Origin of the sequence: Shewanella oncorhynchi (assembly GCF_012584455.1) — a bacterium.
Classification (GTDB): domain Bacteria; phylum Pseudomonadota; class Gammaproteobacteria; order Enterobacterales; family Shewanellaceae; genus Shewanella; species Shewanella oncorhynchi.
In genome coordinates this window covers 15,181-37,602 of record NZ_JABAEB010000010.1, presented here as the reverse complement: position 1 = coordinate 37,602, position 22,422 = coordinate 15,181, and the positions used below count along the sequence as shown (strand labels likewise).

The following is a 22,422-nucleotide window of genomic DNA, read 5'->3' as shown; positions in this document are numbered from 1 at the left end:
TTCTTTAACTCGCAGAGACAATTAATCCATAGCAATAAATTTAATCGTTAATGGATAGCGATACACTTTACCTTCGCTGGCCTTAATAATCGCCAGCACAGTACACACCAGATCGAATATGCCGAGTATGGCTAAAAAGATGAAACCTATTCCGACCAAAGCTAATACGCCACTGATGATCACATAAATCAACAGGCTCAATTTAAAGTTCAAACAACTACGGCCACATTGATCGACAAATGCGGACTCTTCACGCTTCATCAGCCAAATGATCAAAGGACCAAGAATAGAGCCCAACGGCACTAAGTATCCAATAAAACTTGAGGCGTATACCAGTAAGCCAAAATCTTTATCACTTTTTGTAACGGGTTCAATCATAGGTCATCCCTGTTTTATCATTTTGAATATAAAGCCTTATTTTCCACTCGGCCCATATAAACGCATTTGCCAATCTTCTACTGTCTGTAATGCTAAGCGGCGTTGTAGGCTATTAACCCAACTCAGCGCTAATCCCTCGCAGGAAGCTAAACGATCATAGGCACTGGCATTAAACGTTGGCGAGAAATAGAGTGACATGGCCTCGGCAACACTGATATCAGTACGACGCTCAACTAATTCAATCTTATCGTTTAACTGAATAATCCCTGGGGTTAAGATTCTATAAAACCAACCACATAATTGGCTTTGCTGCATGGCGAGGGCGAATTCTCTGTGACCAAATTGCAGATTCAATTTAAAACAAGGTGAACGCGGCTGAGTCACTTGCACTTTTACTGCGCCAATTTGCAAGATATCGCCAATATTGACTTGAGTTTCGTTCAGTCCAACTGTGCTAATGTTCTCTCCCATGCTGGGCGCATCTTCGAGCTGGGTGATTAAGTCCCAACGACGATATTGGCCGTAGTGCTCGCGGGGGAAATGATGTAGCACGCGATCAAGGCCGCCATGGTGTTTTGGATCGGCCTGCGCGTCCCCTTCAACATGGTCGATATGCACTAACAGTTGTTGAGCCGCTTGCTTACCATCAATCCCCGTAGCAACACCGGACATCTCTTGAAGATGGGTTCCTAAGTACAATCCAGACAACTTATTAATCAACAACTTTGACATCTGCAACTCCAAATCAATGACCTATCGCGCATTACTGTCAGAGTGTAAACCGCGATACGCCAATAACACAATCAACCCGCGCCATAACCCACAAAGGTAGGCTAAACATTGCTGCCAAGAAGAACCGAGTAGAGTCTATGAATGATTTAACACCACTTGATTTCGGCCCGCTTCTTTTGCCTGATACAAGGCCAGATCGGCACGTTTGATAAGGTCCTCCGCGGGCTCTTGCACTTGATGCTCAGCAACACCAATACTGGCAGTAATAGAAATGTGTAATCCATTCACTTTAATTTCCCGCTGGGAAATGAGGTCACGGATCTGTTCTGCCAGTTCTGCCGCTCGGGATAAATCCATCTCAGGGAGTAAAATTAAAAACTCCTCACCGCCCCAGCGACATAAAATATCCTGTTGTTGTAGTAAACCACGCAGCATATTAGTCATGGTTTTTAATACTAAGTCACCAATCCCATGCCCATAACTGTCGTTCACTTTTTTAAAGTGGTCGATATCCAACAAGAGTATTGAAATCGGCGATTGTGTCAGCTTAGCTTTATCTAACGCCTGCCTAAAGTACTCATCAAACACCTGACGGTTAGCGGCGCCGGTGAGCTTATCGGTAGACGCCATAATTTCTAGTTTGCGCTGATAACGACCTAAGGTCATGTTTGAGATGAATAAAATACCTAGAGTCACCATTAGGCTTAACGCCAAATTACCCCAAAACGTATTTAACAGTTCCCGCTCTTGTGGCGCATCCTCCTGCTCAACAATTAAATACCACTTAAACTCAGGAACTAAGCGACTATTGAGATAAACCGTTTTCCCGTTTTTCTGATAGCTGAAGGCGGCACTTGGGCTGGTTAAAATACGCGTAGCCAAATTATCAAGCCCTACGCTCGTTTGCAGCGAATCCGTACCGTCATATTGATCGCCATGCAAAGTGACATTACCTTGCCGGTCGGTAAAGAACACTCGGCGGTTATAACGCTTTTGATATAACTCAATTAAGGCTTTAACCTTTTCAACCGCCAACCCCACACCGGTAACACCAATGAATTTTCCTTCAAAATCAAAAACTTTATAGTTAACAAATACGGTTGTCTTACTGCGGTCTGCCGTATCGGCATCAATATTGACCTCATAATGTTCAGATTCAGGTAAAGAACGCACTCGAAAATACCAAGCATCGTCAGGCTCTACATCTTGGATTTGTTTTAAAATGCCCGTGGAATGGTAATAATTTCGACTTTTCTCAGACACAAAAAAGCTAGTGACAGTACCGTATTTTTCTTGGATTTCCTTAAGGTAACGAATGAGTTTTTCGGGCTCTTGCTCATGACTTAAGGTCCAATCCCGAACAAAGGTATCCTGCGCCATCAAGGATGAAATAAAGATGGGTCGTAACAAATCCTGTTGAATTTCTGAATAAATATTGTCACTTGTGAGCGGTAAGGTATTGCTCTCTATTTGCTGGCTCAGTGAATCATGAGCCACTTTGTAACTGATACCGCTGGTCACTAAAAAGGCGACCAAAAGCAAAACAGACAGAAGCCAAATAAATTTATTTTTATCATTCCAAGCGTTATTGCCCATTCTCAACTCCAAAGACTACAGAACACCTTGAGTGGCTTATTATTTTAATTTAACGATAACTATTTTAGTTGAATAAATGTTAACGCAATTGTGCCATGGCCGCACAAGATTTCTGTCGTATTGGCGTTCTACGATGGAATAACTTTATTTTGAGCAAAAAAATGCCTCGTTGGGGAAACGAGGCAAAAAACATACTAACCAATAAATGGGAGAAAAGTACAAGAAAACGTTAAGGGACAAGCTATGCGCCACAAGACATACTCTAGCAAGGACGTATGACAAAAAGATGACTCAAACTGGTCGCCCGCAGATTTTCATGCGATTTGCTTCGCCTCTAAATACTGTTTTAGTGCCTCACCCGGAATAGAACTATCAGTTGCCACCGCAAATGCCGCCCAAATCGCCCCTTCTGCCATGGCCTCAGTAATCGACTGGCCGATGCAGAGACTGTGGATCAACCCTGCCGCATAGGCATCACCCGCGCCAGTGGTATCAACAACTGTGGCAGGGATAGCGGCAATATGCTGCACTTGATCGTGCGTGTAAACCTTAGCCCCATTGATACCATCGGTGACAATAAAGTAACGCAGACAATCGCCGCCAATGCTTTTGCCATATTCCCAAGATGCGCCATCACAACGCCCCTGAATATCACTCATGGAGGCCAATAAAATATGACAAGGTCTCTGTCTGTCGTCCTTGGCTAATTGCGCGACCACAAGACAATGTTCTAAAGCTGTTTTTGCCCAGCTGACAGAGCCTTCAGCGGAAGTATTAAAATACAACGCGTCCCATTGCTGCCATTTTGGCGGTACAGATAATTCAAATATGGGTCTTTGTGGCCGAATAATGGTGCGCTCGCCGTCTGGCGTCATCACGAGTAGCATTTCGCATGTATTACCGGCGCGGCGCTGCACTAAACGACAATCGAGCCCTTGAGTACTGGCTTCTGCAATGAGCCAATCCCCCATGTCATCACGGCCCACTTGACTCACCAGCGCGACGCTATGCCCTGCCCAGACTAAACCTAATCCGGTATTTGCCCCACCGCCGCCGAGCCTTTGGCCGCCATCTTGATAATGGAAACGTCCACCTGTTTTTAAAGGTTTATCAAGCAGTAAGATCCGATCACAGTTGAGATTGGCAACTAACAGAATATTAGCCATTACACGGCTCCAAAGGGCAAAAAAGCATCAAGGCCAGAAGATAAAAACAAAGAAATATCAATCTAGAGCAAAATGCTCACAGGCACAATCCAATCATCAAGATAGAAACATTATAAGGATATGGCAGCGCCTTGATGTAAGCATTTGTCCCGAAGAAGACGAGGAAAACAGTTATACACCCATACGGTATAACATAGCTGTTAACTCTAACACTTTGTTTAAAATCGATTTATAGAAAAGATAACGTCTCAGGACAAAATGAAGCGTAACCATTTTGAAGCCGACTCGATTAATTATCAGTAGACATAGTTAAAATGCATGCAGGATACATATATTAAATTTATGAATGGAATCAAACGCTATGCTAATGGAAATATGGGATACCGCCGAAGAAAAATCTGAGCAGCTACGCCGTTATCAGCTCTGTATAGAAGAATTTAATGAATTGAATTTTCACGATGTTTATATTGCAGAAATCAAACAAGAATACCAACAACTTGCTGAACAAGTAAAAGTGCAGTCAACCTCGGATCCCGAGCGCTAACTGCACTTTGCCATCTAGTTACTCACGATAAACCTTCAATTACTTTATTGGCGTCAATGGTGATAAAGACGCAAATTGTACTGCTAATGTCCAATCTGTAATGACCATATCTGAAGGCTGCCAACTGTCATCAACCCACTCATAAACCAAGCCAGGGTTTTCCTCTGCGTTGACTAACAAACGCCGTCCATCTTGCAACACAAGCGTATAATCGAGCCCCTGCGCATCGACACTTTCAATGTCCCCCAAGACATTGTGCTTAATGGCCGAAATAGTTCCGGTTGCCTTAACGGCATCGTTTTCCTTTGCACCGCTGTAAAACTTTAACGCCTCGTTTGCGGCAGTCTTGTGAAAAACAAACTCCTCAGTCACACCCACTACGATCGACGGATCAAGCTCATACCAGGCGGGTATCCATAATGCGTTAATTGTCATCCCGTTATATCCTGCATAATAATTTTACGGACGGGATCATTCTGCCTTAACCCCGACAGAGAAAATACTCTTCAGGGATAAAATAATTTTAATCCCTGTAAGGGATAGCATCACTAAATTGAGCGCATCACTTTCTTTGTAAGATAATTCCAAACCAAAGGGTCATACCTGAGATGCTTTAAGCTCCAGCACTGATGTTGGACTCTATTGGTCTTTCTGTTAGTTTGTAAAACACTTTGCCTCAAACCGACACATTAAGCTGACAAAGTGATCCTGAGCTCAGTAATCGCGTATAGAGTCACACACGATAGATTAATCTTCCCATGCTTGCGCCGCAGGCCGATAAATTCGGAGTTTACTTGTCTATGGATAAGCCCATAACGCAACCCCCTCAAACCCTTAAGCTCATTGGTGAAACTGAGGCCGGAAAGCGTCAAGAGCTTAAGCAATACTTTAATCAGACATGGGCTTTATACGAGTCTCTGTATGATTTGATCCAAGAAGATAGCGCCTATTACCTCAAAGCCGAGCCGCTACGCCATCCGTTAATTTTTTACTTTGGCCATACGGCCACTTTCTATATCAACAAACTCAAACTCGGTAAATTTCTCGATGAACGAGTAAACGACAACTTCGAATCCATGTTCGCCATTGGTGTCGATGAGATGTCTTGGGATGATTTGAACGAACAACATTATCCGTGGCCGGATGTGGCAGAGGTGCGAAGCTATCGCCAACAAGTTAATGCTGTCGTCAATCGTGTTATCGATGAAATGCCTCTAGCGTTACCTATCACTCAAAATAGTCCAGCTTGGATCATTTTGATGGGCATTGAACATGAGCGTATTCATTTAGAAACCTCATCGGTGATCATCCGCCAACTGCCGCTGGAATATGTCGCGCCCACCCACCTCTGGCCTGCGTGCCAAGACACCGCCCCTGCCGAAACCAACAGTTTATTGGCTGTAAAAGGGCAAAAGGTGACCTTAGGCAAAACAGAACAAGACCAAACCTACGGCTGGGACAATGAATACGGCCATAAAATATTTAACGTTAACGACTTTAAGGCTGCTAAATTCTTAGTCACGAATCAAGAGTATCTCGCATTCGTCGAAGCTGGCGGCTATCGCTCACCCCAATTTTGGAATGAAGAAGGCCAAGCTTGGCTTGCCTATACCCAAGCACAAATGCCGCGTTTTTGGTGCTTAAGACAAGATAAATGGTGGCAACGTAACTTAGCAGAAGAAATCCCGCTGCCATTAAACTGGCCTGTTGAAGTGAATCAGCTCGAAGCTAAGGCCTTCTGTAATTGGAAAGCCGAACAAAAGCAAAGCAACATTCGCCTACTGACGGAAGCCGAATGGTACATCTTACGCGAGAATGTGCCTGCAGATGCGCCCGATTGGCATGAAGTGCCGGGCAATATTGCTTTGGCTTATTACGCCTCTTCTTGCCCAGTGAATCGCTTCGAACATAATGGCTTTTTCGATATTGTCGGTAATGTTTGGCAATGGACAGAAACCGCAATCGACGGTTTTGACGGCTTCGCCGTACACCCACTTTACGATGATTTCTCCACCCCAACCTTCGATGGCAAACATAATCTCATCAAAGGCGGCTCGTGGATCTCTACGGGTAATGAGGCAATAGCTTCATCACGCTATGCGTTTCGTCGACATTTTTATCAACACGCGGGCTTTCGCTATGTGGAATCCACCCAAAATCCAGCTCAAATGGCCGAGGTCAATGTGTACGAAACGGATGAACTGATTTCCCAATACCTTGAATTCCACTATGGCGCCGAATATTTCGGGGTTGCTAACTTCTGCGTCAATGGTGTGCAGCAAGCGCTGAGTGAAATTCAATTGACTCATACAGCTAAAGCCCTTGATATCGGCTGCTCCGTTGGTCGCGCGAGTTTCGAGCTGGCAAAAGTGTTTGATCATGTTGATGGTATCGACTTCTCGGCGCGCTTTATTCAACAGGCCTATGCGCTGACAGAACAAGGTGAAAAACGTTACACCATACGTACCGAAGGCGACTTACAGGAATTTAAGAGCGCGAGTCTCGCGAAACTGGGATATGAGCTTGAGGCGAAAAAGGTCAACTTTATGCAAGGTGATGCCTGTAATTTAAAGCCCATCTACACAGGTTATGATTTGGTTTATGCCTCAAATCTTATCGACAGGTTAAACGAGCCTAAGCACTTTTTAACCAGTATTGCCCAGCGGATTAATCAAGGTGGATACCTTGTGATTGCCTCGCCATACACTTGGCTTGAAGATTATACGCCCAAGGATAAATGGTTAGGTGGCGTTAAAGTCAAAGGAGAGAACTTCACCACCTTAGATGGTTTGACCGAAACCTTGATCGGCCAATTTGAGCTGGTCGCAGTGAAGGAAATTCCCTTCGTGATCCGCGAGACTAAACGTAAATTCCAACATTCCATCTCAGAAATGACAATTTGGCGTAAACGTTAATGCTCACTCATGGGATAACCAACTGAAGTCCTGATAAAAATATCCGCCAGAAATCCATTTCTGGCGGATGTGTAACATCCAGCTCAGTCACATTTACAGCACCAACTAAGGTGAGAACACTGTAAATGCAGCGAAAAATATCTACACCTTAAACTGTGCCGTTGTTAAACCAAGCTGATTCGCTAACCCTAACAGACTCCGCGTACTCGCTGCCACTTGGCTGATAGCAGCACTATTTTCCTCCGCCGCCACGCTTAAGCCCGCAATCCCCTGCGCAATCGTCGCCGAAACCGTTGTTTGTTCTTCCGCAGCGGTTGCGGTTTGAATCATTAATGCCTTTAAGGTTTCTAAGCGCAAAGCAATATCATCCACCGCGGTCTGCATTCCATCCGCATCTTCTGCGGTTTTAGAGGCTTCAGTGGAACAAGTCACACTATGCAACGCCAGCACGCCAGACTGCTGCTGAATGCCTTTTAGCACTTGCCCAATATCCTGAGTCGCTAACTGAACCTTCACCGCTAACTGACGCACCTCATCGGCAACCACAGCAAATCCACGACCATGCTCGCCAGCTCTCGCAGCTTCAATCGCCGCATTAAGAGACAAGAGATTAGTTTGTTCCGCAATCGCATTTATCACAGCTAATACTGAGCCGATTTTCTGACTATCCGCCTCAAGACTGCCCACCTGTTGATGAATAGTTGCAAAACTGCTCAAGGTCACTTTTAAGCTTTTACGAGTACTAGCCAAGTTTTGCGAAAGAATTTCACTCGAATGGGTACAGGCGGACACTTCATCGGAGGATCTCATCGTATTCGTGCTGATTTCAGCTGCGGCATAACTCATTTCTTCAACTGCAGTAGCCAACATATCGGTTTCTTTGGCCTGCATCTGAATACTGCAATCGGCTTGTGTCATAGCGGCAGAGTTTTGTTCGGCGGCAGATTCAAGTTCATGCCCAACGCCCACCAGCTGACTGATGATTTCTTTGAGCTTAGTTTGCATCCGCGCCAACCAACTCATCAGGTGATTATCCGTTTGAACATGCGGTAAATTATGAGTTAAATCGCCAGAGGCGATCATACTGGTCAAGTTACACATGTCCTCAGGCTCACCGCCGAGCGGCTTTAATACAAACCCTGTAACTAACTTAGCGGCAGCGAACGCCAACACTAAGGCTGCTGCACAAACAGATAAGCCAATAAACATCATACGGTAGGCGGGAGCTGCTATTTCACTCACATCAATTTCAGCCATCAAACCCCAACGTAAACCGAGCTCAACGACAGGAGAATAAGCGGATAAAACGGGATTATTGTTATAGTCATTCACTTGCATCACACCCGATTTACCAGCCAGCGCCTCCTTTACCGCCAGCGTATCAACACCATTCTGAGCTACCGTTCCCGCAAACGAAGCCGTAACAGTGCGATTAATGGGATCGAGAAAAGAATCGGAACGCATACGATTATTTGGGCCAATAAGATAAGTTTCACCACTTTGCCCCATACCCTCACGAATTTGCATAACTCTGTTGATGCGATCGATTGATACTTGAGCCGCCACCACCAATCTTTGCTGATTGAACTGAATCGACTGGCCAATAAATGCCGCAGGTTGACCATTTGAAGGCGCGTATGCGGAAAAATCTTGTAGTAATACTGTGCCCGCCGATCCCAATGCCTTATTGAATAACTGTGCTAATCCCGAGTCATGGAAGGGTCCAGTACGCAAATTGGTGCCGAAATCAGACTCCTTCGCCACTGTATATAAAACGGTGCCATCGTCACTAATAATAAATAGGTCATAAAAACCGAGGGATTTATTTAATGACTGCAAGGTTTGATCTATGTCAGTAAGAGTATCGAGGCTTTTTTGGCTGGCAATTACGGCGCTGACGGCCTGCAGGTTATCGGAAAAGTCCTGGAACATACCAACAATCTGCCGTTGCTTGATCTCACGCACAGCCACTAAACGAGACTGAGCCTCGGCAAACAATTCATCCCGAGCAATGTAAGTCACTATTGCGGTGGCAAATATGAGGGGTAATAGGACAATCAATAAACTGATAAGCTGAATTTTACGAGTAAAACCCATGGTGAGACTCCTTGTCGCGCGTCGAATTCCATTCCTTCAATCTTTGCAGAATCAAACCTGCCTTAAAACTATAGGAGAAGAATCTCAGCTAAACAAAGCGGTGCCGACTATTTTCATCAAAAGTTCACTAAAATGCCGACAACTCATTATTTTTAAGTAAAAAAATGATTAACAACTTTAAATGACAGCCACGCCATACCGACCATTTCAAATAAAATGATATAGTGGGAAATAAGCGATAAACCGAACGTTAGCATCAACTGATATTGAATGCGCACATCCATGCGACAATGATGCATTGAAATTTATTAAATATGCATATAAATTCATATCAAGCCAATTTATAGAGGATTAATAATGAGTTTACTCGAGCAAGTGTCAGTATCTAAAAAAGCCAACATCTACTTTGATGGCAAAGTGGCTAGCCGTAGCGTATTTTTTGCCGATGGCAGCAAGCAAACCTTAGGTGTTGTATTACCAGGGGAATATGAGTTCTCAACCTCCCAAGGCGAAATCATGGAAGTGACTAGCGGCCGTTTTGAGGTGTTACTTCCAGAAACAACGACTTGGCAAGAATTTAGCGAAGGAACTCAGTTTGAGCTGGCTGCGAATGTTAGCTTTAAAATCCGCAATACTGCCATTGCCGAATATTGCTGTAGCTACCTCTAATCATCTCGATTGAGTGGCAGTACGATTAATATTTCACATCAATCGTGAATAGAATGCTCACAGTGACGGTTTATCTCAGCACTGTGAGTATGTTGTCCTACCGAACCATTTCACCATTTCACCATCAGAATGCCCTATCCATCTGACATTTATCAATTTTGCAATTTTATTAACCTAGCTCAAGGCAGCGTAAAACTCACAATGCAAAGCATACTAAATCGAATGTGTTGAAATCGCCGATAAAAACAACACTAGACGACCGGTCTAATTTGATTTATCCTATCCCACATGAAAATTGAAACTCAATCCACTCGCCAGCACATTCTCGACATCGGCTACAAGCTGATCGTACGCAAAGGCTTCTCCAGCGTCGGCTTATCCCTACTGCTGCAGGCGGCCGAAGTGCCAAAAGGCTCGTTTTATCACTACTTCAAATCCAAAGAACAATTTGGCGAAGCGCTTATTACTGATTATTTTGAAAAATATCAATTAGATTTAGACGCATTATTCAATGACTCGACACTGACAGGACATCAACGCTTGATGCAATACTGGCAACAATGGTTGCACGTACAAGCCGATGGCTGCGTAGATCAAAAGTGTCTGGTCGTGAAACTCAGCGCCGAAGTGGCCGATTTATCCGAAGCCATGCGTGTTGCCTTACTTAAAGGTTCCGCCGGTATCATAGAGAGGTTAACGACTTGTGTTCAAGTGGGCATAACCGATAGATCAATCGCCGAGCAAGATCCGCAATCGACCGCAGAAATGTTGTATCACATGTGGTTAGGCGCCAGCTTAATGAACAAGTTGGGCCACAGCCCTGCGGCACTCGAACGTGCACTCGTAACGACTGAATCCATTTTAACGCCTAAAACGGCCCTTTAACCTAATACCGACTCAAAACTAATATTTGCTGATATCGATCAGCCCAGATTTTTAAAGAATACATTTTCACGTCCTAAAATTAGACGACTGGTCTACTAATTTAACGGGCTATTAATTAATGCAGCTCAATTAACGCTGCTCATTTAAAGTAATAATAGGAATAACATCATCCATGCTAAATTTTAACTATTACAACCCGACCCGTATCCGTTTTGGTAAAGACACTATCGCCGAAATTGATTCTCTAGTACCGAGCGATGCTAAAGTGATGATCCTCTTTGGCGGCAGCAGTGCTAGAAAAACAGGCACGTTAGACGAAGTTAAACAATCATTGGGTAATCGTTTCGTTGTCGAGTTCGATGGCATTGAGCCAAACCCAACCTATGAAACCTTAATGAAAGCCGTCGCCCAAGTGCGTGAGCAGAATATCAACTTCCTCCTCGCGGTTGGCGGTGGTTCGGTTATCGATGGCACTAAATTTGTGGCCGCTGCAGCGGTATTTGAAGGCGAACCTTGGGACATTCTCACTAGCTGGGGCGCCAATGTGACTCAAGCTATGCCTTTTGGCTCAGTGTTAACCTTACCTGCGACGGGTTCCGAAATGAACAACGCCAGCGTAGTGACCCGTAAATCACTGCAAGCTAAACTGCCATTCCGTAATGATTTGGTTTATCCACAATTCTCAATACTCGATCCGACTAAAACCTTCACCCTGCCAGAGCGCCAAGTGGCCAACGGCGTGGTTGATGCTTTTGTACATATCACAGAGCAATACCTCACTTACCCAGTTAACGCCGCCGTGCAGGACAGATTTGCCGAAGGTCTGTTACAAACCTTGATTGAGCTTGGTCCACAGGTACTAGTTCAACCCGAAGACTACGACATTCGCGCGAACTTAATGTGGGTTGCCACTATGGCACTCAACGGCACAATTGGCGTCGGCGTTCCCCACGACTGGGCAACCCATATGATTGGCCATGAACTAACTGCACTTTACGATATCGACCATGCGCGCACATTGGCAATCATACTGCCTGCCCTGCTGCAATGTACAAAAGAGGCTAAACGCGACAAGTTACTCCAGTACGCCGACCGTGTGTGGCACATCAACACAGGTACAGATGACGAGCGTATCGACGCCGCTATCGCAAAAACCAAGGCTTTCTTCGAAGCCATGGGCATACCGACACATTTATCTGCCTATGATCTCGATGCCAGCCACGTTGATGCTGTAGTGAAACAGCTTGAACTGCACGGCATGGTGGCACTAGGCGAACATGGCAATATTGACCCAACCATGAGCCGTGACATTTTGACCTTAGCCCTATAACGTCAAATGAACTAAACCCAAAGCTCACACATATTGATGTGAGCAACTAAGGTAAAGGTATGAAAATGAATATATTAATGGTAATCACGTCACACGATAAACTCGGTGATACGGGTTTAAAAACCGGCTTTTGGCTAGAAGAATTCGCCTCACCTTTTTATGTTTTTAAAGATAAAGGTTTTGACATTACCTTAGCCTCGCCACTGGGCGGTCAACCACCACTCGATCCAAAAAGTGATGAGCCAGACTTTCAGACCGAAGCTACTGCGCGCTTTAGCAAAGATCCTGAGGCTCAAGCACTGCTAGCGAATACCACTCGCTTAAGTGAAATCAATGCAACCGATTATGATGCGGTTTTTTATCCGGGCGGCCACGGTCCACTGTGGGATCTTGCCGAAGATAAACATTCTATCATCTTGATTGAACAGTTTTATCAAGCCAATAAACCCCTAGGGCTCGTATGTCATGCGCCCGCTGCATTGCTGCACCCTAAAACCAGTCATGGTAAGCCAGTGGTCAGCGGCAAGCGTGTTACCGGTTTCAGCAACTCTGAAGAAGAAGCCGTGCAACTCACTCATGTCGTGCCATTTTTGGTTGAAGACATGCTGCAGAAAAATGGTGGCAATTATGTAAAAGGTGATGACTGGACAAGCTTTGTCGTCGCAGATGGCCATTTGATCACAGGCCAAAATCCGGGATCATCCGAAGCCGTAGCCGAAACCATAGTTGCGCAATTGAACGCGAGAGGCTAAGCGATAAATACGCGACGCTCAGCTTGAAATGAACAAAGACTGGCGCACAAGTGTGCTAAATGCGTTAAAAAGAGCTGTCGCACCATAATAGTGCGACAGCCAAAATGTACTCTCACTGTCCAAAGGAAAGCCCATGATCACCTTGCACCATCTCAATAAATCACGCTCTAAACGTATCATCTGGTTGCTAGAGGAACTCGGTCAACCCTATGAAATTAAGAGTTATCAACGTGATAGCCAGACTTTTCTCGCGCCACCCGAACTTAAGCAAATTCATCCGTTAGGCAAATCACCCGTTATCGAAATGGACGGTCAAGTGATAGCAGAGTCAGGTGCGATCACCGAATATCTGATTGAAAAATATGCGGCGGATACCTTAGCCCCCGCCAGAGACAGCGCTGACTATGTCAGTTATCTGCAATGGCTACACTTTGCCGAAAGCTCAGCCATGCTGCCTTTGTTACTGCGTATGTTCGTGCAAAAGGACGGTTGTAAAACCAATTTCCTTGAAGGTTATGCGGCGATAGAAGTCAGCAAGATAAGCCATTACTTCAATGATATGTTGGCCGATAAAACCTATCTTGTTGCAGACAAGCTCACGGGTGCGGATATCATGATGTCCTTCGTGGTGGAGCTACTGGCTAACAGTGGCGATCTCGCGAAATTTGAACACATTGAACGCTATGCCACTCAATTATCCCAACATGCTGCTTGGGTCAAAGCGAGTGAGATCGAGAAACAACTCGACGCAAGCCTGTAATTGATGGATCGAATTCGGGCACATGTTAGTGCCCGAGCTTAACCAACTTTAACTAACCCCTGTTTCTTCCGCCCCATTTTCTGTCGACTTTATACCTTCTCTGTGGTGACATCCTTAACCACTTAGTGCAACAAACACCATGATTTTTGATGTAAAAGAGACTAATCTTGATTAACTCTATCTCAAGGCTACAGGGACTTTAGCATGCGTTCACTCACACTCATCGGCTTAGTGCTATTTAGCATGTTAGCGCAAGCGACTGTTTATAAATGGGTCGATAAGGATGGCAAAGTCCATTACTCCGATGAGCCGCAGCCAAATGCCCAAGTCGTTGAGCTAAAAGATAAGACCTTAAATCAAATTGCCCTTCCTCTGCCCAAAACAGACTTAAACAGCTCAAATCAAGCAATTGAATCTATTAAATATCAAGTCAATATTACATCTCCGACCGAAGAGGAAACCGTCAGAGATAACAATGGCGATTTCGACGTCGTTGCGACTATCACCCCAGAGCTAAACAGTCAGTATTTGATGGCCCTCAAACTCGATGGCAACCCCATAGGTCAGCCGCAAATTGGCGGTACCTTCAAACTCAAAAACATCGACCGAGGTGAACATACCTTAGTCGTTGACGCTTTGACTCAAAACGGCAAAGTCTTTGCATCAAGTTCACCAAGAAAGATATTTCTTCATCAAGCAGCTAAGCGTTAATGTCACTATTTGTATAGTAAAAGTTAGTATAAAAACTTTAAATACATGAAGTTAGATTAACTCCTCCTGACTGAACCGTTTGATGAAGACAAGTTGCAGCTTGCACCAGATTGGTGCACCATGGTGGTGCAACCCTATTTCTAGGAACGGTCGATGGATAAAGAGACACTGCTCAATCATTTAGTTACCGCTGTACTTGTCATAGATAAGGATCTCAAGCCTTGTTATGCCAACGCAGCAGCAGAGCAATTATTAGGTGTTGGTAGCCATAGACTCGTAGAACAAACTTTGCCTGAGCATTATCAAATCCTCGGTGTCGACGCCCAGCTATTAATGGATGCAGTAACAGCCGGCCAAGGCTTAACGGTCAATACGGCAGCACTAGTCACGCTCGATGGCCAACATCATACCGTTGATTTAACCCTTATTCCCCTCGATGATGAGGCTGAACTCAGCCTGCTCGAACTGCGCCAAGTTGACCAACAAAGACGCATTCATCAGCAACTGAGTCAAGATGCACAGCAGCAAGCGGCACAGTTTTTAGTGCGCAACTTAGCCCATGAAATCAAGAATCCTTTAGGCGGCCTTCGCGGTGCGGCGCAGCTATTATCGCGGGAGCTGGATGATCCGGCGCTGAAGGAATTCACTACGCTCATCATAGAGCAGGCCGATCGGCTGCGTAATTTAGTGGACCGTCTGCTCGGTCCCCAAAGGCCGACACAGCACAGTCTGCACAACATCCATCAAGTGGTGCAAAAGGTCTATAAGTTAGTTGAAATGGCGCTGCCCGCTAACATCCAGCTCAAACGGGATTACGATCCATCCATTCCCGATATCGAGATGGATCCTGACCAAATGCAGCAAGCTGTGCTGAACATTTTACAAAATGCGGTGCAAGCACTTGAGCATACGGGGGGCGAGATTTTGATCCGCACTCGCACTCAACACCAAGTCACTATAGGTTCACAGCGCCACAAGCTAGTATTAACCCTATCGATTATCGACAACGGCCCCGGTATACCACCTGAGCTAATGGACACATTATTTTATCCTATGGTGACAAGCCGTGTGCAAGGTTCAGGTTTAGGCCTCTCGATTGCCCATAATATTGCCCGTTTACACTCGGGAAGGATCGATTGCCTCTCCAGCGCTGGGCACACAGAATTTATCATTTCATTACCAATTTTAAGCGCTAAATAATTTCGACTGTACCTACCCATACCGTATGAGGAAGCAAGATGCGAATTAGTGAACAAGTGTGGATCCTCGACGATGACAGCTCGATACGCTGGGTACTCGAAAAGGCACTGCAAGGTGCTAAGCTCAGCACCGCCAGCTTTGCCGCCGCCGAATCCCTGTGGCAGGCATTAGAAATATCGCAACCGCACGTGATAGTGTCGGACATCCGTATGCCCGGCACGGATGGTTTAAGCCTGCTCGAACGATTGCAGGTGCATTATCCCCATATTCCCGTGATCATTATGACAGCGCACTCAGACTTAGACAGTGCAGTGAGTGCCTATCAAGCGGGCGCATTTGAGTATCTGCCTAAACCCTTCGATATCGATGAGGCTATCTCTCTGGTTGAGCGCGCACTTACCCATGCCACTGAACAGATCCCAGCACCCGCGCAGGAAGCCCAAGTCAAAACACCCGAAATCATAGGTGAAGCGCCAGCGATGCAGGAAGTGTTTCGCGCCATAGGCAGACTTTCACGCTCATCGATCAGCGTGCTGATCAATGGTCAATCGGGTACGGGAAAAGAGTTAGTGGCTGGCGCGTTACACAAGCACAGCCCACGTAAAGATAAGCCGTTTATCGCGCTGAACATGGCAGCGATCCCTAAGGATTTGATCGAATCTGAGCTATTCGGCCACGAAAAAGGAGCCTTCACTGGCGCAGCCAATGTCCGCCAAGGTCGCTTCGAACAAGCAAACGGTGGCACGCTCTTTTTAGATGAAATCGGCGATATGCCGTTAGACGTACAAACACGGTTACTCAGAGTGCTCGCCGATGGCCAGTTCTACCGCGTCGGAGGTCATAATGCGGTACAAGTCGATGTGCGTATCATAGCGGCGACCCACCAAGATCTTGAATTATTAGTACAAAAAGGTGGCTTTAGGGAGGACTTGTTCCATCGCCTCAACGTGATCCGCGTGCACTTGCCGCCACTTTCACAAAGACGGGAAGACATTCCCCAGCTCGCTACCCATTTCCTCGCCTCTGCAGCAAAGGAAATTGGCGTAGAAACTAAAATAATGACCAAGGAAACCGCGGTAAAACTCTCCCAATTGCCTTGGCCCGGTAATGTCAGACAACTCGAAAACACCTGTCGTTGGTTAACCGTAATGGCATCGGGGCAAGAAATTTTACCCCAAGATTTACCGCCAGAATTACTGAAAGACCCTGTGAGTGTCACCCACACGGCGAAAGGCAGCCAAGATTGGCAATCGGCACTTACTGAGTGGATAGATCAAAAACTCTCGGAAGGAAACAGCGATCTGTTAACTGAGGTGCAGCCCGCATTCGAGCGCATACTGCTAGAAACTGCGCTGCGCCATACTCAAGGCCATAAACAGGAAGCGGCGAAACGTTTAGGCTGGGGACGAAATACCTTAACGCGGAAATTAAAAGAACTGTCGATGGATTGAGTAGATAAAATAACGTTACTACTCGTTATATCAATACAAGCTTATTCATATCAAACAATAAAAAGGGATATCTTCACATCCCTTTCTATTTGAAATTAATTTTCATTGGCATGAATTAAATATGCCAAATCTAATAAATTAGAATTGATAATGCATACCTATAGCGAATTGCTTAATATCAGTGTCAATATCTTTTAATCCTAAATAGCTACGGTCGGCATCTAAATCACCTGTAGTGACATCATAGCTTACACGGATATTTAAGTGCTCTGTTACGGCGGCATTAACACCTACACCATAAGTCCAACCAAAACCAGTAAAGTCTTCATCGTAACCATAGCCATCAACATTCGCCGCCATAGATGCGATACCCGCTTTGGCATAGGCAGAAAAAATATCATTAATTTGTGCAGTAAATTTAGGTGTGAAGCTTAATGCACCAGCACTAATATCAACATCCTTATCGCCTAAGTCACCAGTGGCAAACAGGTTAGCTTCTAAACCAAACCACTCATTGAAGTTATAGCCACCGTATACGCCTACACCAGTACCGGTTTCTGAACCATCAAAAGCATCAGCTGTGACTCTATTTAATGCACCACCCACATAAAATCCAGTAGTGTCGGTTGCTGCAGAGGCTTGAGTGGCCGCTAATGCTGATAATAAAGAGATAGCAACAATTGATAATTTATTCATCATAATTCCCTAATGATTTAACGAAAGTATTAGACGGCGCGGATATTACAATAAGCAATTCAGAAGTGTCATGGTTTAAATTATCAAAATACAAATCATACAGCATTGATTCAGCTTGAGTTGGAAAATGGAAGTTATAGTTATTCGTTATGTAACAAAACCATATTTACTGTAAGTATTATTTTTTAAATTTAAACAACTAACGATTTTAACTTAGCACCCGCAACAATCCTATAAAACTTGCATATAGCCAACGGATGAGGGAACGACGCCTTCTCACATCCAAACATTCGGATACGACAACTCTGCCAGTCGCCACACAAGTAATACGTGTACGCCAAAGAAATAATGGCCAGATATGGACTCGATAAGCTTGGTTAGCAATGTCGAGATCAATTTTCTGCGGTAAGTAATAAAGATGTTTACGCAGGACTAACTGACTCCAAGCCCCCGCTATCACAGGAAATACGGTACTATCCGCTTGATTTACTATCGAAGGTTTCTGTTCCATCAGGAGCGTGATTTCTGTACTCATAGGAATGCTAATGTCAGAAATCACAGATTCGGCTATCAACTCAAAGCGAGTCGATAGCCTATGATAGCGACATATCAATCGAGTGGAATGATCCCATCTGTGACTTTGCTTCTGCATCCATGCCATAGCTTGTCCTTAATTTATGTTTCGTTGACTTCAGGTTTAACCGGATCTTGGTGAATAATCACCTCAGCATCTTCGAAGGCGGCTTTGACTCTTATCCCTGTTGTATCGGCAATACTGTGGGCTTCATTCAAACTCAAATTGCCATCGAGTTCTAAATGAAATTGAATAAAAATAGTTTTGCCTGCTTGACGAGTGCGTAAATCATGCAGCCCTTGCACCCGTGGATCTTCCATCGCAATTTGCGTGATTTGCTGGCGAGTTTCTTCGTCTAGCTCTCTGTCTAACAAGGCTTGAATTGAGCGATAACCTAAGCCAAAGGCTTGATGACCAATATAAAATGCAATCATTACCGCAAATAAACCGTCAGCCCACCACCAACCGTATTGCGCTAATACTAGTGCCAACAATACCGCACCATTAAGGAATAAATCTGATTTATAGTGCAGCGAATCAGCTTCAACCACAGTACTTTTTGTCGCCGCTAATGCGCGTTTCTGCAACATGACTAAAGCTAACGTCATCACAATCGCTATGATAGAAACAACTACACCTATGGTGGCATTTTCAACCGGAACAGGTGTTAATAGACGCTCGCCACCATAGAAAAGTAATAAAAATGCGGAGCCCATAATAAAGGCGGATTGCGCTAGAGACGCTAACGGCTCAGCCTTACCATGGCCATATCTGTGGTCATGATCCGGCGGCACAAGCGCGTAACGAATGGCAATAAAATTGATAATAGAAGCGAGAGCATCGGCAAAGGAATCCGTCAAAGATGCCAACATACTGGCAGAGCCGGAATAGAGCCAAGCGAACATCTTGATAAGAATAAGGATCAAAGCGGTAGCCACGGAAGCGCGGCTAGCCAGTTTGACCCAAAAATCATATTGGGAAGTTTGAGTCATAAGGGATCTATCTTGGGAAGCTATGACCCTATTGTATATCAGCTAAGACGCTTAACCGCGAGGTTCTTTACCAGCTTGTGCTTCAAATCGCGCTTTAAACTTAGCTTGCTGCTCTGGTGTCAGCAGATTAAATATTTGATTATGCAGCTTCATACGTTCAATGGCTTGAGTTTGACGCTGCTCTTGCTGCGCACTCATCAGTGCCTTTGCTTGTGTTTCATCAAAACTAGGCGCGGTAATTAAGGCCTGCATCTCAGTGCGATGTGCCAAGCGTTCCTCTTTCGTTGGACGATTATCAGCGCGCGTGGCTTTCTGATCGGCAAACAACTTTTTAACGTCAGCTTTCTGGGCATCCGTTAAATCAAGCCCTTCAAACATACGATGCATGCCACCGTGGTCCATATGTCGGCCGCCATGTTCCATGCGGTCGCCTTTATGGAATTCAGATTTAGAGAAGTCGCAGCCAGCATCCTTAGGTGCAGCATTAACTGCCGTCGCGAAAACCGCAGAACTCGCTAGAATGGCAAACAGGCTCGCTTTCAAAGGTGATAATGTTTTCATAGTGTTAACCTCGATGGTTCAACTTTAATATGGCAAGTAATAAGACACAGTGACGACCCTTTTAAGCCGAATCACTTTCGACCCTTCCAGTCTAAACCCCTATATGTAAGTGAGGGCGTTGCCTGAGTAAATCACTGTAAAGTTGCGGCAATAACTCTATTCTTTACTTTGGCTTACATTGCTACACAGCAATTGACATCAAAACAGGTATACTCAGCCAAAGCGCTAAAAGTGTCTATGATAAACAGGCACATGAGGCCACATTACAGAGATTAAGGAACAGTATGAGTCGGATATTATTAATCGATGACGATCTGGGGTTATCTGAGCTACTAGGGCAACTGCTCGAGTTAGAAGGGTTTCAATTAACCTTGGCCTACGACGGTAAACAAGGTTTAGATCTGGCACTGACCGCAGATTACGATCTGATCCTACTCGATGTCATGCTACCTAAATTAAACGGTTTTGAAGTGCTACGCGCACTGCGCCAACATAAACAAACCCCAGTATTAATGCTGACCGCTCGCGGCGATGAAATCGATCGCGTAGTTGGGCTTGAAATCGGCGCCGATGATTATCTGCCAAAGCCGTTTAATGACAGAGAGTTAATCGCCCGTATCCGCGCCATTATTCGTCGTTCGAACTTAACAACCCAAGAAATCCATGCCGCGCCCGCCCAAGAGTTTGGCGATCTACGCTTAGATCCATCGCGCCAAGAAGCTTACTGTAATGAGCAATTAATCATACTCACAGGCACTGAATTCACTCTGCTGCACACCCTAGCACTGCACGCTGGAGAGTTGATGAACAAGGAAGAGTTAAACGAGAAAGTGCTCGGCAAAAAACTCATGCCCTTCGATCGCAGCTTAGACATGCATTTATCGAATCTACGTAAAAAACTCCCCGAGCGTAGCGATGGTCGGCCAAGGGTGAAAACCATCCGTGGCAAAGGTTATATTTGGCTTCCATAACGGCGGTATCGACTGTGCCTAATCGTTTATTTATCAAATTATTGCTCGGATTTTGGCTTTGCAGCTCGTTAATCATTGCCTTAGTGGGTCTGTTACCATTGCTGCAACAAAATCACGACCGTGCGCCACTGCCACCTCACCTTGAAAAAGTCCTATCGACTATAGCTAAGCGCATTCAAGAAAACCCCGCCTTACTAGAATCCGATTTTCTTCGTCGCTGGGAAAGACATCGAGACATGGAAGGCAAGCCACTACGAGTTTATCTCGTCAACAGCCAGGGCCAAGTGATCAACACCCACAGGGTGAGTCGCGGTGTACGTAGCTTTATGCTGATGGCAGATGAAGAAAAACAACCAATTAGCCATCAGTTTAAAGATGAGCTGGTGTTTGGTCCCTATCAATTTAATCTGGGCGCTGAAACCTATTCACTTTATGGCCGCCTACCGGATAACCATCCACGGCCTTGGTTCTTTTTCTTCGCCGAAAATAAGTTATTAACCTTAAGTCTGGCGATTTTCCTTTCGGGATTATTATGTGGCTTGCTCGCGTGGCATTTAGGTAAGGCATTAAATTCACTTAAAAAGAGTGCTAATGCCCTCGCTGAGGGTGACTTAAGTCACCGAGTCGATAAGTCCACCACTCAGCGCAACGATGAAATTGGTCAGCTCGCCACGGCTTTTAACAGCATGGCCGACTCCATCGAAGCTATGGTTAATAATCAGCAGCGGCTCATGGGGGATATTTCCCATGAACTACGCACCCCATTGACGCGGCAACAGTTATCCCTAGCCCTCGCCCGTAAAAAAGGTCAGCAGACCACCGAAACGGAACGCATAGGTTATGAAGCTGAGCAACTCGAAAAGCTTATCAGTGAATTGTTAGAGCTCTCGCGGGTCAAGCTCAGCACTAACGAAACTAAGGTACATTTAGGCTTGGCAGAATCCCTGAGCCAAGTTTTAGACGATGCGGAATTTGAAGCAGAACAGCAAGGTAAAAGCATTACTATCGATATCGATGAAGAAATTGAGTTAGCGCATTTTCCTAAATCACTTTCCCGCGCGATTGAAAACCTGCTGCGTAACGCGATCCGTTATGCCGCAAGCGACATACACCTACAGGCGAGTGCGACAGCTGATCAAGTACAAGTTACCATAAAAGACGATGGTCCAGGCATAGATGCCGCCGAACTCGATGCCATTTTTAAACCTTTCTACCGTCCCGACTCGGCACGGCAAAGAGAAAGCGGTGGCTGGGGACTTGGGCTGGCAATCACTGAAGCGGCGATTACCGCCCACAAAGGTAAGATTAAAGCCGAGAACCGTATACCAACGGGCCTTAAAGTGACGATTACACTACCGAAATAGCCGATATGAAGAACAAGTATAGGAGGCAGAACTAATTAGTCGTAATTGGCAACACCTCAGTGTTGCCATCGTGTTAAA

The 22,422-nt window shown here is 45.2% G+C and carries 22 protein-coding genes; 12 read left to right on the top strand and 10 right to left on the bottom strand.

The features are described 5' to 3' along the window. Positions 1-21: 21 nt before the first annotated feature. From HGO26_RS15920 to HGO26_RS15905, 4 genes are all read right to left on the bottom strand, one after another. Complete coding sequence (locus HGO26_RS15920) at positions 22-378, bottom strand: DUF4870 domain-containing protein (RefSeq protein ID WP_105251079.1); 357 nt, start codon at positions 376-378, stop codon at positions 22-24. Between the two features lie 36 nt (positions 379-414). Then, complete coding sequence (locus tag HGO26_RS15915) at positions 415-1,110, bottom strand: MOSC domain-containing protein (RefSeq protein WP_168826415.1); 696 nt, start codon at positions 1,108-1,110, stop codon at positions 415-417. 135 nt (positions 1,111-1,245) lie between these two features. Further along, positions 1,246-2,706, bottom strand: coding sequence for a sensor domain-containing diguanylate cyclase (locus tag HGO26_RS15910; RefSeq protein WP_168826413.1), 1,461 nt, complete (start codon positions 2,704-2,706; stop codon positions 1,246-1,248). Positions 2,707-3,020: 314 nt separating this feature from the next. Next, positions 3,021-3,872, bottom strand: coding sequence for a PfkB family carbohydrate kinase (locus tag HGO26_RS15905; RefSeq protein ID WP_168826411.1), 852 nt, complete (start codon positions 3,870-3,872; stop codon positions 3,021-3,023). Between the two features lie 361 nt (positions 3,873-4,233). Here HGO26_RS15905 and HGO26_RS15900 point away from each other — a divergent pair, with 361 nt between their 5' ends. Next, positions 4,234-4,416, top strand: a complete 183-nt coding sequence (locus HGO26_RS15900) for a hypothetical protein (RefSeq protein WP_105251075.1) — start codon at positions 4,234-4,236, stop codon at positions 4,414-4,416. Between the two features lie 39 nt (positions 4,417-4,455). On the opposite strand, the gene HGO26_RS15895 is transcribed toward HGO26_RS15900, so the two are convergent. Next, entirely contained in the window at positions 4,456-4,851 is a 396-nt protein-coding gene (locus HGO26_RS15895; protein ID WP_105251074.1) for a hypothetical protein, read from the bottom strand. A 365-nt stretch (positions 4,852-5,216) separates the two neighbouring features. Between HGO26_RS15895 and ovoA the strand changes: the two genes are divergently transcribed. After that, entirely contained in the window at positions 5,217-7,331 is a 2,115-nt protein-coding gene (gene ovoA / locus HGO26_RS15890) for a 5-histidylcysteine sulfoxide synthase (RefSeq protein WP_168826409.1), read from the top strand. 141 nt (positions 7,332-7,472) lie between these two features. On the opposite strand, the gene HGO26_RS15885 is transcribed toward ovoA, so the two are convergent. Next, entirely contained in the window at positions 7,473-9,428 is a 1,956-nt protein-coding gene (locus tag HGO26_RS15885) for a methyl-accepting chemotaxis protein (protein ID WP_105251072.1), read from the bottom strand. Between the two features lie 357 nt (positions 9,429-9,785). Here HGO26_RS15885 and ppnP point away from each other — a divergent pair, with 357 nt between their 5' ends. The 8 genes from ppnP to glnG all read left to right on the top strand — a co-directional run bounded on the left by ppnP (position 9,786) and on the right by glnG (position 17,186). Continuing rightward, on the top strand, positions 9,786-10,097 hold the full coding sequence (ppnP, locus tag HGO26_RS15880) for a pyrimidine/purine nucleoside phosphorylase (protein WP_063884943.1): 312 nt from the start codon (positions 9,786-9,788) through the stop codon (positions 10,095-10,097). Between the two features lie 288 nt (positions 10,098-10,385). Next, positions 10,386-10,982, top strand: a complete 597-nt coding sequence (locus HGO26_RS15875) for a TetR/AcrR family transcriptional regulator (protein ID WP_168826407.1) — start codon at positions 10,386-10,388, stop codon at positions 10,980-10,982. Between the two features lie 172 nt (positions 10,983-11,154). After that, positions 11,155-12,312, top strand: coding sequence for an iron-containing alcohol dehydrogenase (locus tag HGO26_RS15870; RefSeq protein WP_168826406.1), 1,158 nt, complete (start codon positions 11,155-11,157; stop codon positions 12,310-12,312). Between the two features lie 59 nt (positions 12,313-12,371). After that, complete coding sequence (locus HGO26_RS15865; RefSeq protein WP_168826404.1) at positions 12,372-13,064, top strand: type 1 glutamine amidotransferase domain-containing protein; 693 nt, start codon at positions 12,372-12,374, stop codon at positions 13,062-13,064. A 133-nt stretch (positions 13,065-13,197) separates the two neighbouring features. Then, positions 13,198-13,824 carry a glutathione S-transferase family protein gene (locus HGO26_RS15860; RefSeq protein ID WP_168826402.1) on the top strand — a complete coding sequence of 209 codons (627 nt, stop codon included), beginning with the start codon at positions 13,198-13,200 and terminating at the stop codon, positions 13,822-13,824. Positions 13,825-14,028: 204 nt separating this feature from the next. After that, positions 14,029-14,535: a DUF4124 domain-containing protein gene (locus tag HGO26_RS15855; protein WP_168826400.1), complete on the top strand. Its 507-nt coding sequence runs from the start codon at positions 14,029-14,031 to the stop codon at positions 14,533-14,535. A 153-nt stretch (positions 14,536-14,688) separates the two neighbouring features. Beyond that, positions 14,689-15,735 carry a nitrogen regulation protein NR(II) gene (gene glnL, locus HGO26_RS15850; protein ID WP_168826398.1) on the top strand — a complete coding sequence of 349 codons (1,047 nt, stop codon included), beginning with the start codon at positions 14,689-14,691 and terminating at the stop codon, positions 15,733-15,735. A gap of 38 nt (positions 15,736-15,773) precedes the next feature. Further along, positions 15,774-17,186: a nitrogen regulation protein NR(I) gene (glnG, locus tag HGO26_RS15845; RefSeq protein WP_168826396.1), complete on the top strand. Its 1,413-nt coding sequence runs from the start codon at positions 15,774-15,776 to the stop codon at positions 17,184-17,186. 138 nt (positions 17,187-17,324) lie between these two features. Here glnG and HGO26_RS15840 read toward each other — a convergent pair whose 3' ends face one another. From HGO26_RS15840 to HGO26_RS15825, 4 genes are all read right to left on the bottom strand, one after another. Continuing rightward, entirely contained in the window at positions 17,325-17,882 is a 558-nt protein-coding gene (locus tag HGO26_RS15840; RefSeq protein WP_168826395.1) for a porin family protein, read from the bottom strand. A 208-nt stretch (positions 17,883-18,090) separates the two neighbouring features. Next, entirely contained in the window at positions 18,091-18,543 is a 453-nt protein-coding gene (locus HGO26_RS15835) for a hypothetical protein (RefSeq protein WP_168826393.1), read from the bottom strand. A gap of 14 nt (positions 18,544-18,557) precedes the next feature. Beyond that, entirely contained in the window at positions 18,558-19,448 is an 891-nt protein-coding gene (fieF, locus tag HGO26_RS15830; RefSeq protein WP_168826391.1) for a cation efflux pump FieF, read from the bottom strand. 51 nt (positions 19,449-19,499) lie between these two features. Beyond that, a complete protein-coding gene (locus HGO26_RS15825) occupies positions 19,500-20,009 on the bottom strand; it encodes a Spy/CpxP family protein refolding chaperone (RefSeq protein ID WP_113941370.1) in 510 nt (169 codons plus the stop codon). A gap of 284 nt (positions 20,010-20,293) precedes the next feature. On the opposite strand from HGO26_RS15825, the gene HGO26_RS15820 reads away from it, so the two are divergent. Both HGO26_RS15820 and HGO26_RS15815 read left to right on the top strand, forming a co-directional pair. Next, positions 20,294-20,980 carry a response regulator gene (locus HGO26_RS15820; RefSeq protein ID WP_105251061.1) on the top strand — a complete coding sequence of 229 codons (687 nt, stop codon included), beginning with the start codon at positions 20,294-20,296 and terminating at the stop codon, positions 20,978-20,980. After that, complete coding sequence (locus tag HGO26_RS15815; protein WP_168826389.1) at positions 20,968-22,344, top strand: ATP-binding protein; 1,377 nt, start codon at positions 20,968-20,970, stop codon at positions 22,342-22,344. The genes HGO26_RS15820 and HGO26_RS15815 overlap by 13 nt, the downstream gene beginning before the upstream one ends. Positions 22,345-22,422 lie beyond the last annotated feature (78 nt).

Excerpts from the sequence above, each read along its gene's own strand:
- ppnP (WP_063884943.1), top strand. The coding sequence starts at position 9,786 with ATGAGTTTACTCGAGCAAGTGTCAGTATCTAAAAAAGCCAACATCTAC.
- fieF (WP_168826391.1), bottom strand. The coding sequence starts at position 19,448 with ATGACTCAAACTTCCCAATATGATTTTTGGGTCAAACTGGCTAGCCGC.
- glnL (WP_168826398.1), top strand. The coding sequence starts at position 14,689 with ATGGATAAAGAGACACTGCTCAATCATTTAGTTACCGCTGTACTTGTC.
- HGO26_RS15870 (WP_168826406.1), top strand. The coding sequence starts at position 11,155 with ATGCTAAATTTTAACTATTACAACCCGACCCGTATCCGTTTTGGTAAA.
- HGO26_RS15855 (WP_168826400.1), top strand. The coding sequence starts at position 14,029 with ATGCGTTCACTCACACTCATCGGCTTAGTGCTATTTAGCATGTTAGCG.
- HGO26_RS15860 (WP_168826402.1), top strand. The coding sequence starts at position 13,198 with ATGATCACCTTGCACCATCTCAATAAATCACGCTCTAAACGTATCATC.
- HGO26_RS15840 (WP_168826395.1), bottom strand. The coding sequence starts at position 17,882 with ATGAATAAATTATCAATTGTTGCTATCTCTTTATTATCAGCATTAGCG.
- HGO26_RS15825 (WP_113941370.1), bottom strand. The coding sequence starts at position 20,009 with ATGAAAACATTATCACCTTTGAAAGCGAGCCTGTTTGCCATTCTAGCG.
- glnG (WP_168826396.1), top strand. The coding sequence starts at position 15,774 with ATGCGAATTAGTGAACAAGTGTGGATCCTCGACGATGACAGCTCGATA.
- HGO26_RS15905 (WP_168826411.1), bottom strand. The coding sequence starts at position 3,872 with ATGGCTAATATTCTGTTAGTTGCCAATCTCAACTGTGATCGGATCTTA.
- HGO26_RS15900 (WP_105251075.1), top strand. The coding sequence starts at position 4,234 with ATGCTAATGGAAATATGGGATACCGCCGAAGAAAAATCTGAGCAGCTA.
- HGO26_RS15835 (WP_168826393.1), bottom strand. The coding sequence starts at position 18,543 with ATGGCATGGATGCAGAAGCAAAGTCACAGATGGGATCATTCCACTCGA.
- HGO26_RS15895 (WP_105251074.1), bottom strand. The coding sequence starts at position 4,851 with ATGACAATTAACGCATTATGGATACCCGCCTGGTATGAGCTTGATCCG.
- HGO26_RS15820 (WP_105251061.1), top strand. The coding sequence starts at position 20,294 with ATGAGTCGGATATTATTAATCGATGACGATCTGGGGTTATCTGAGCTA.
- HGO26_RS15920 (WP_105251079.1), bottom strand. The coding sequence starts at position 378 with ATGATTGAACCCGTTACAAAAAGTGATAAAGATTTTGGCTTACTGGTA.
- HGO26_RS15885 (WP_105251072.1), bottom strand. The coding sequence starts at position 9,428 with ATGGGTTTTACTCGTAAAATTCAGCTTATCAGTTTATTGATTGTCCTA.
- HGO26_RS15865 (WP_168826404.1), top strand. The coding sequence starts at position 12,372 with ATGAAAATGAATATATTAATGGTAATCACGTCACACGATAAACTCGGT.
- HGO26_RS15915 (WP_168826415.1), bottom strand. The coding sequence starts at position 1,110 with ATGTCAAAGTTGTTGATTAATAAGTTGTCTGGATTGTACTTAGGAACC.
- ovoA (WP_168826409.1), top strand. The coding sequence starts at position 5,217 with ATGGATAAGCCCATAACGCAACCCCCTCAAACCCTTAAGCTCATTGGT.
- HGO26_RS15910 (WP_168826413.1), bottom strand. The coding sequence starts at position 2,706 with ATGGGCAATAACGCTTGGAATGATAAAAATAAATTTATTTGGCTTCTG.
- HGO26_RS15875 (WP_168826407.1), top strand. The coding sequence starts at position 10,386 with ATGAAAATTGAAACTCAATCCACTCGCCAGCACATTCTCGACATCGGC.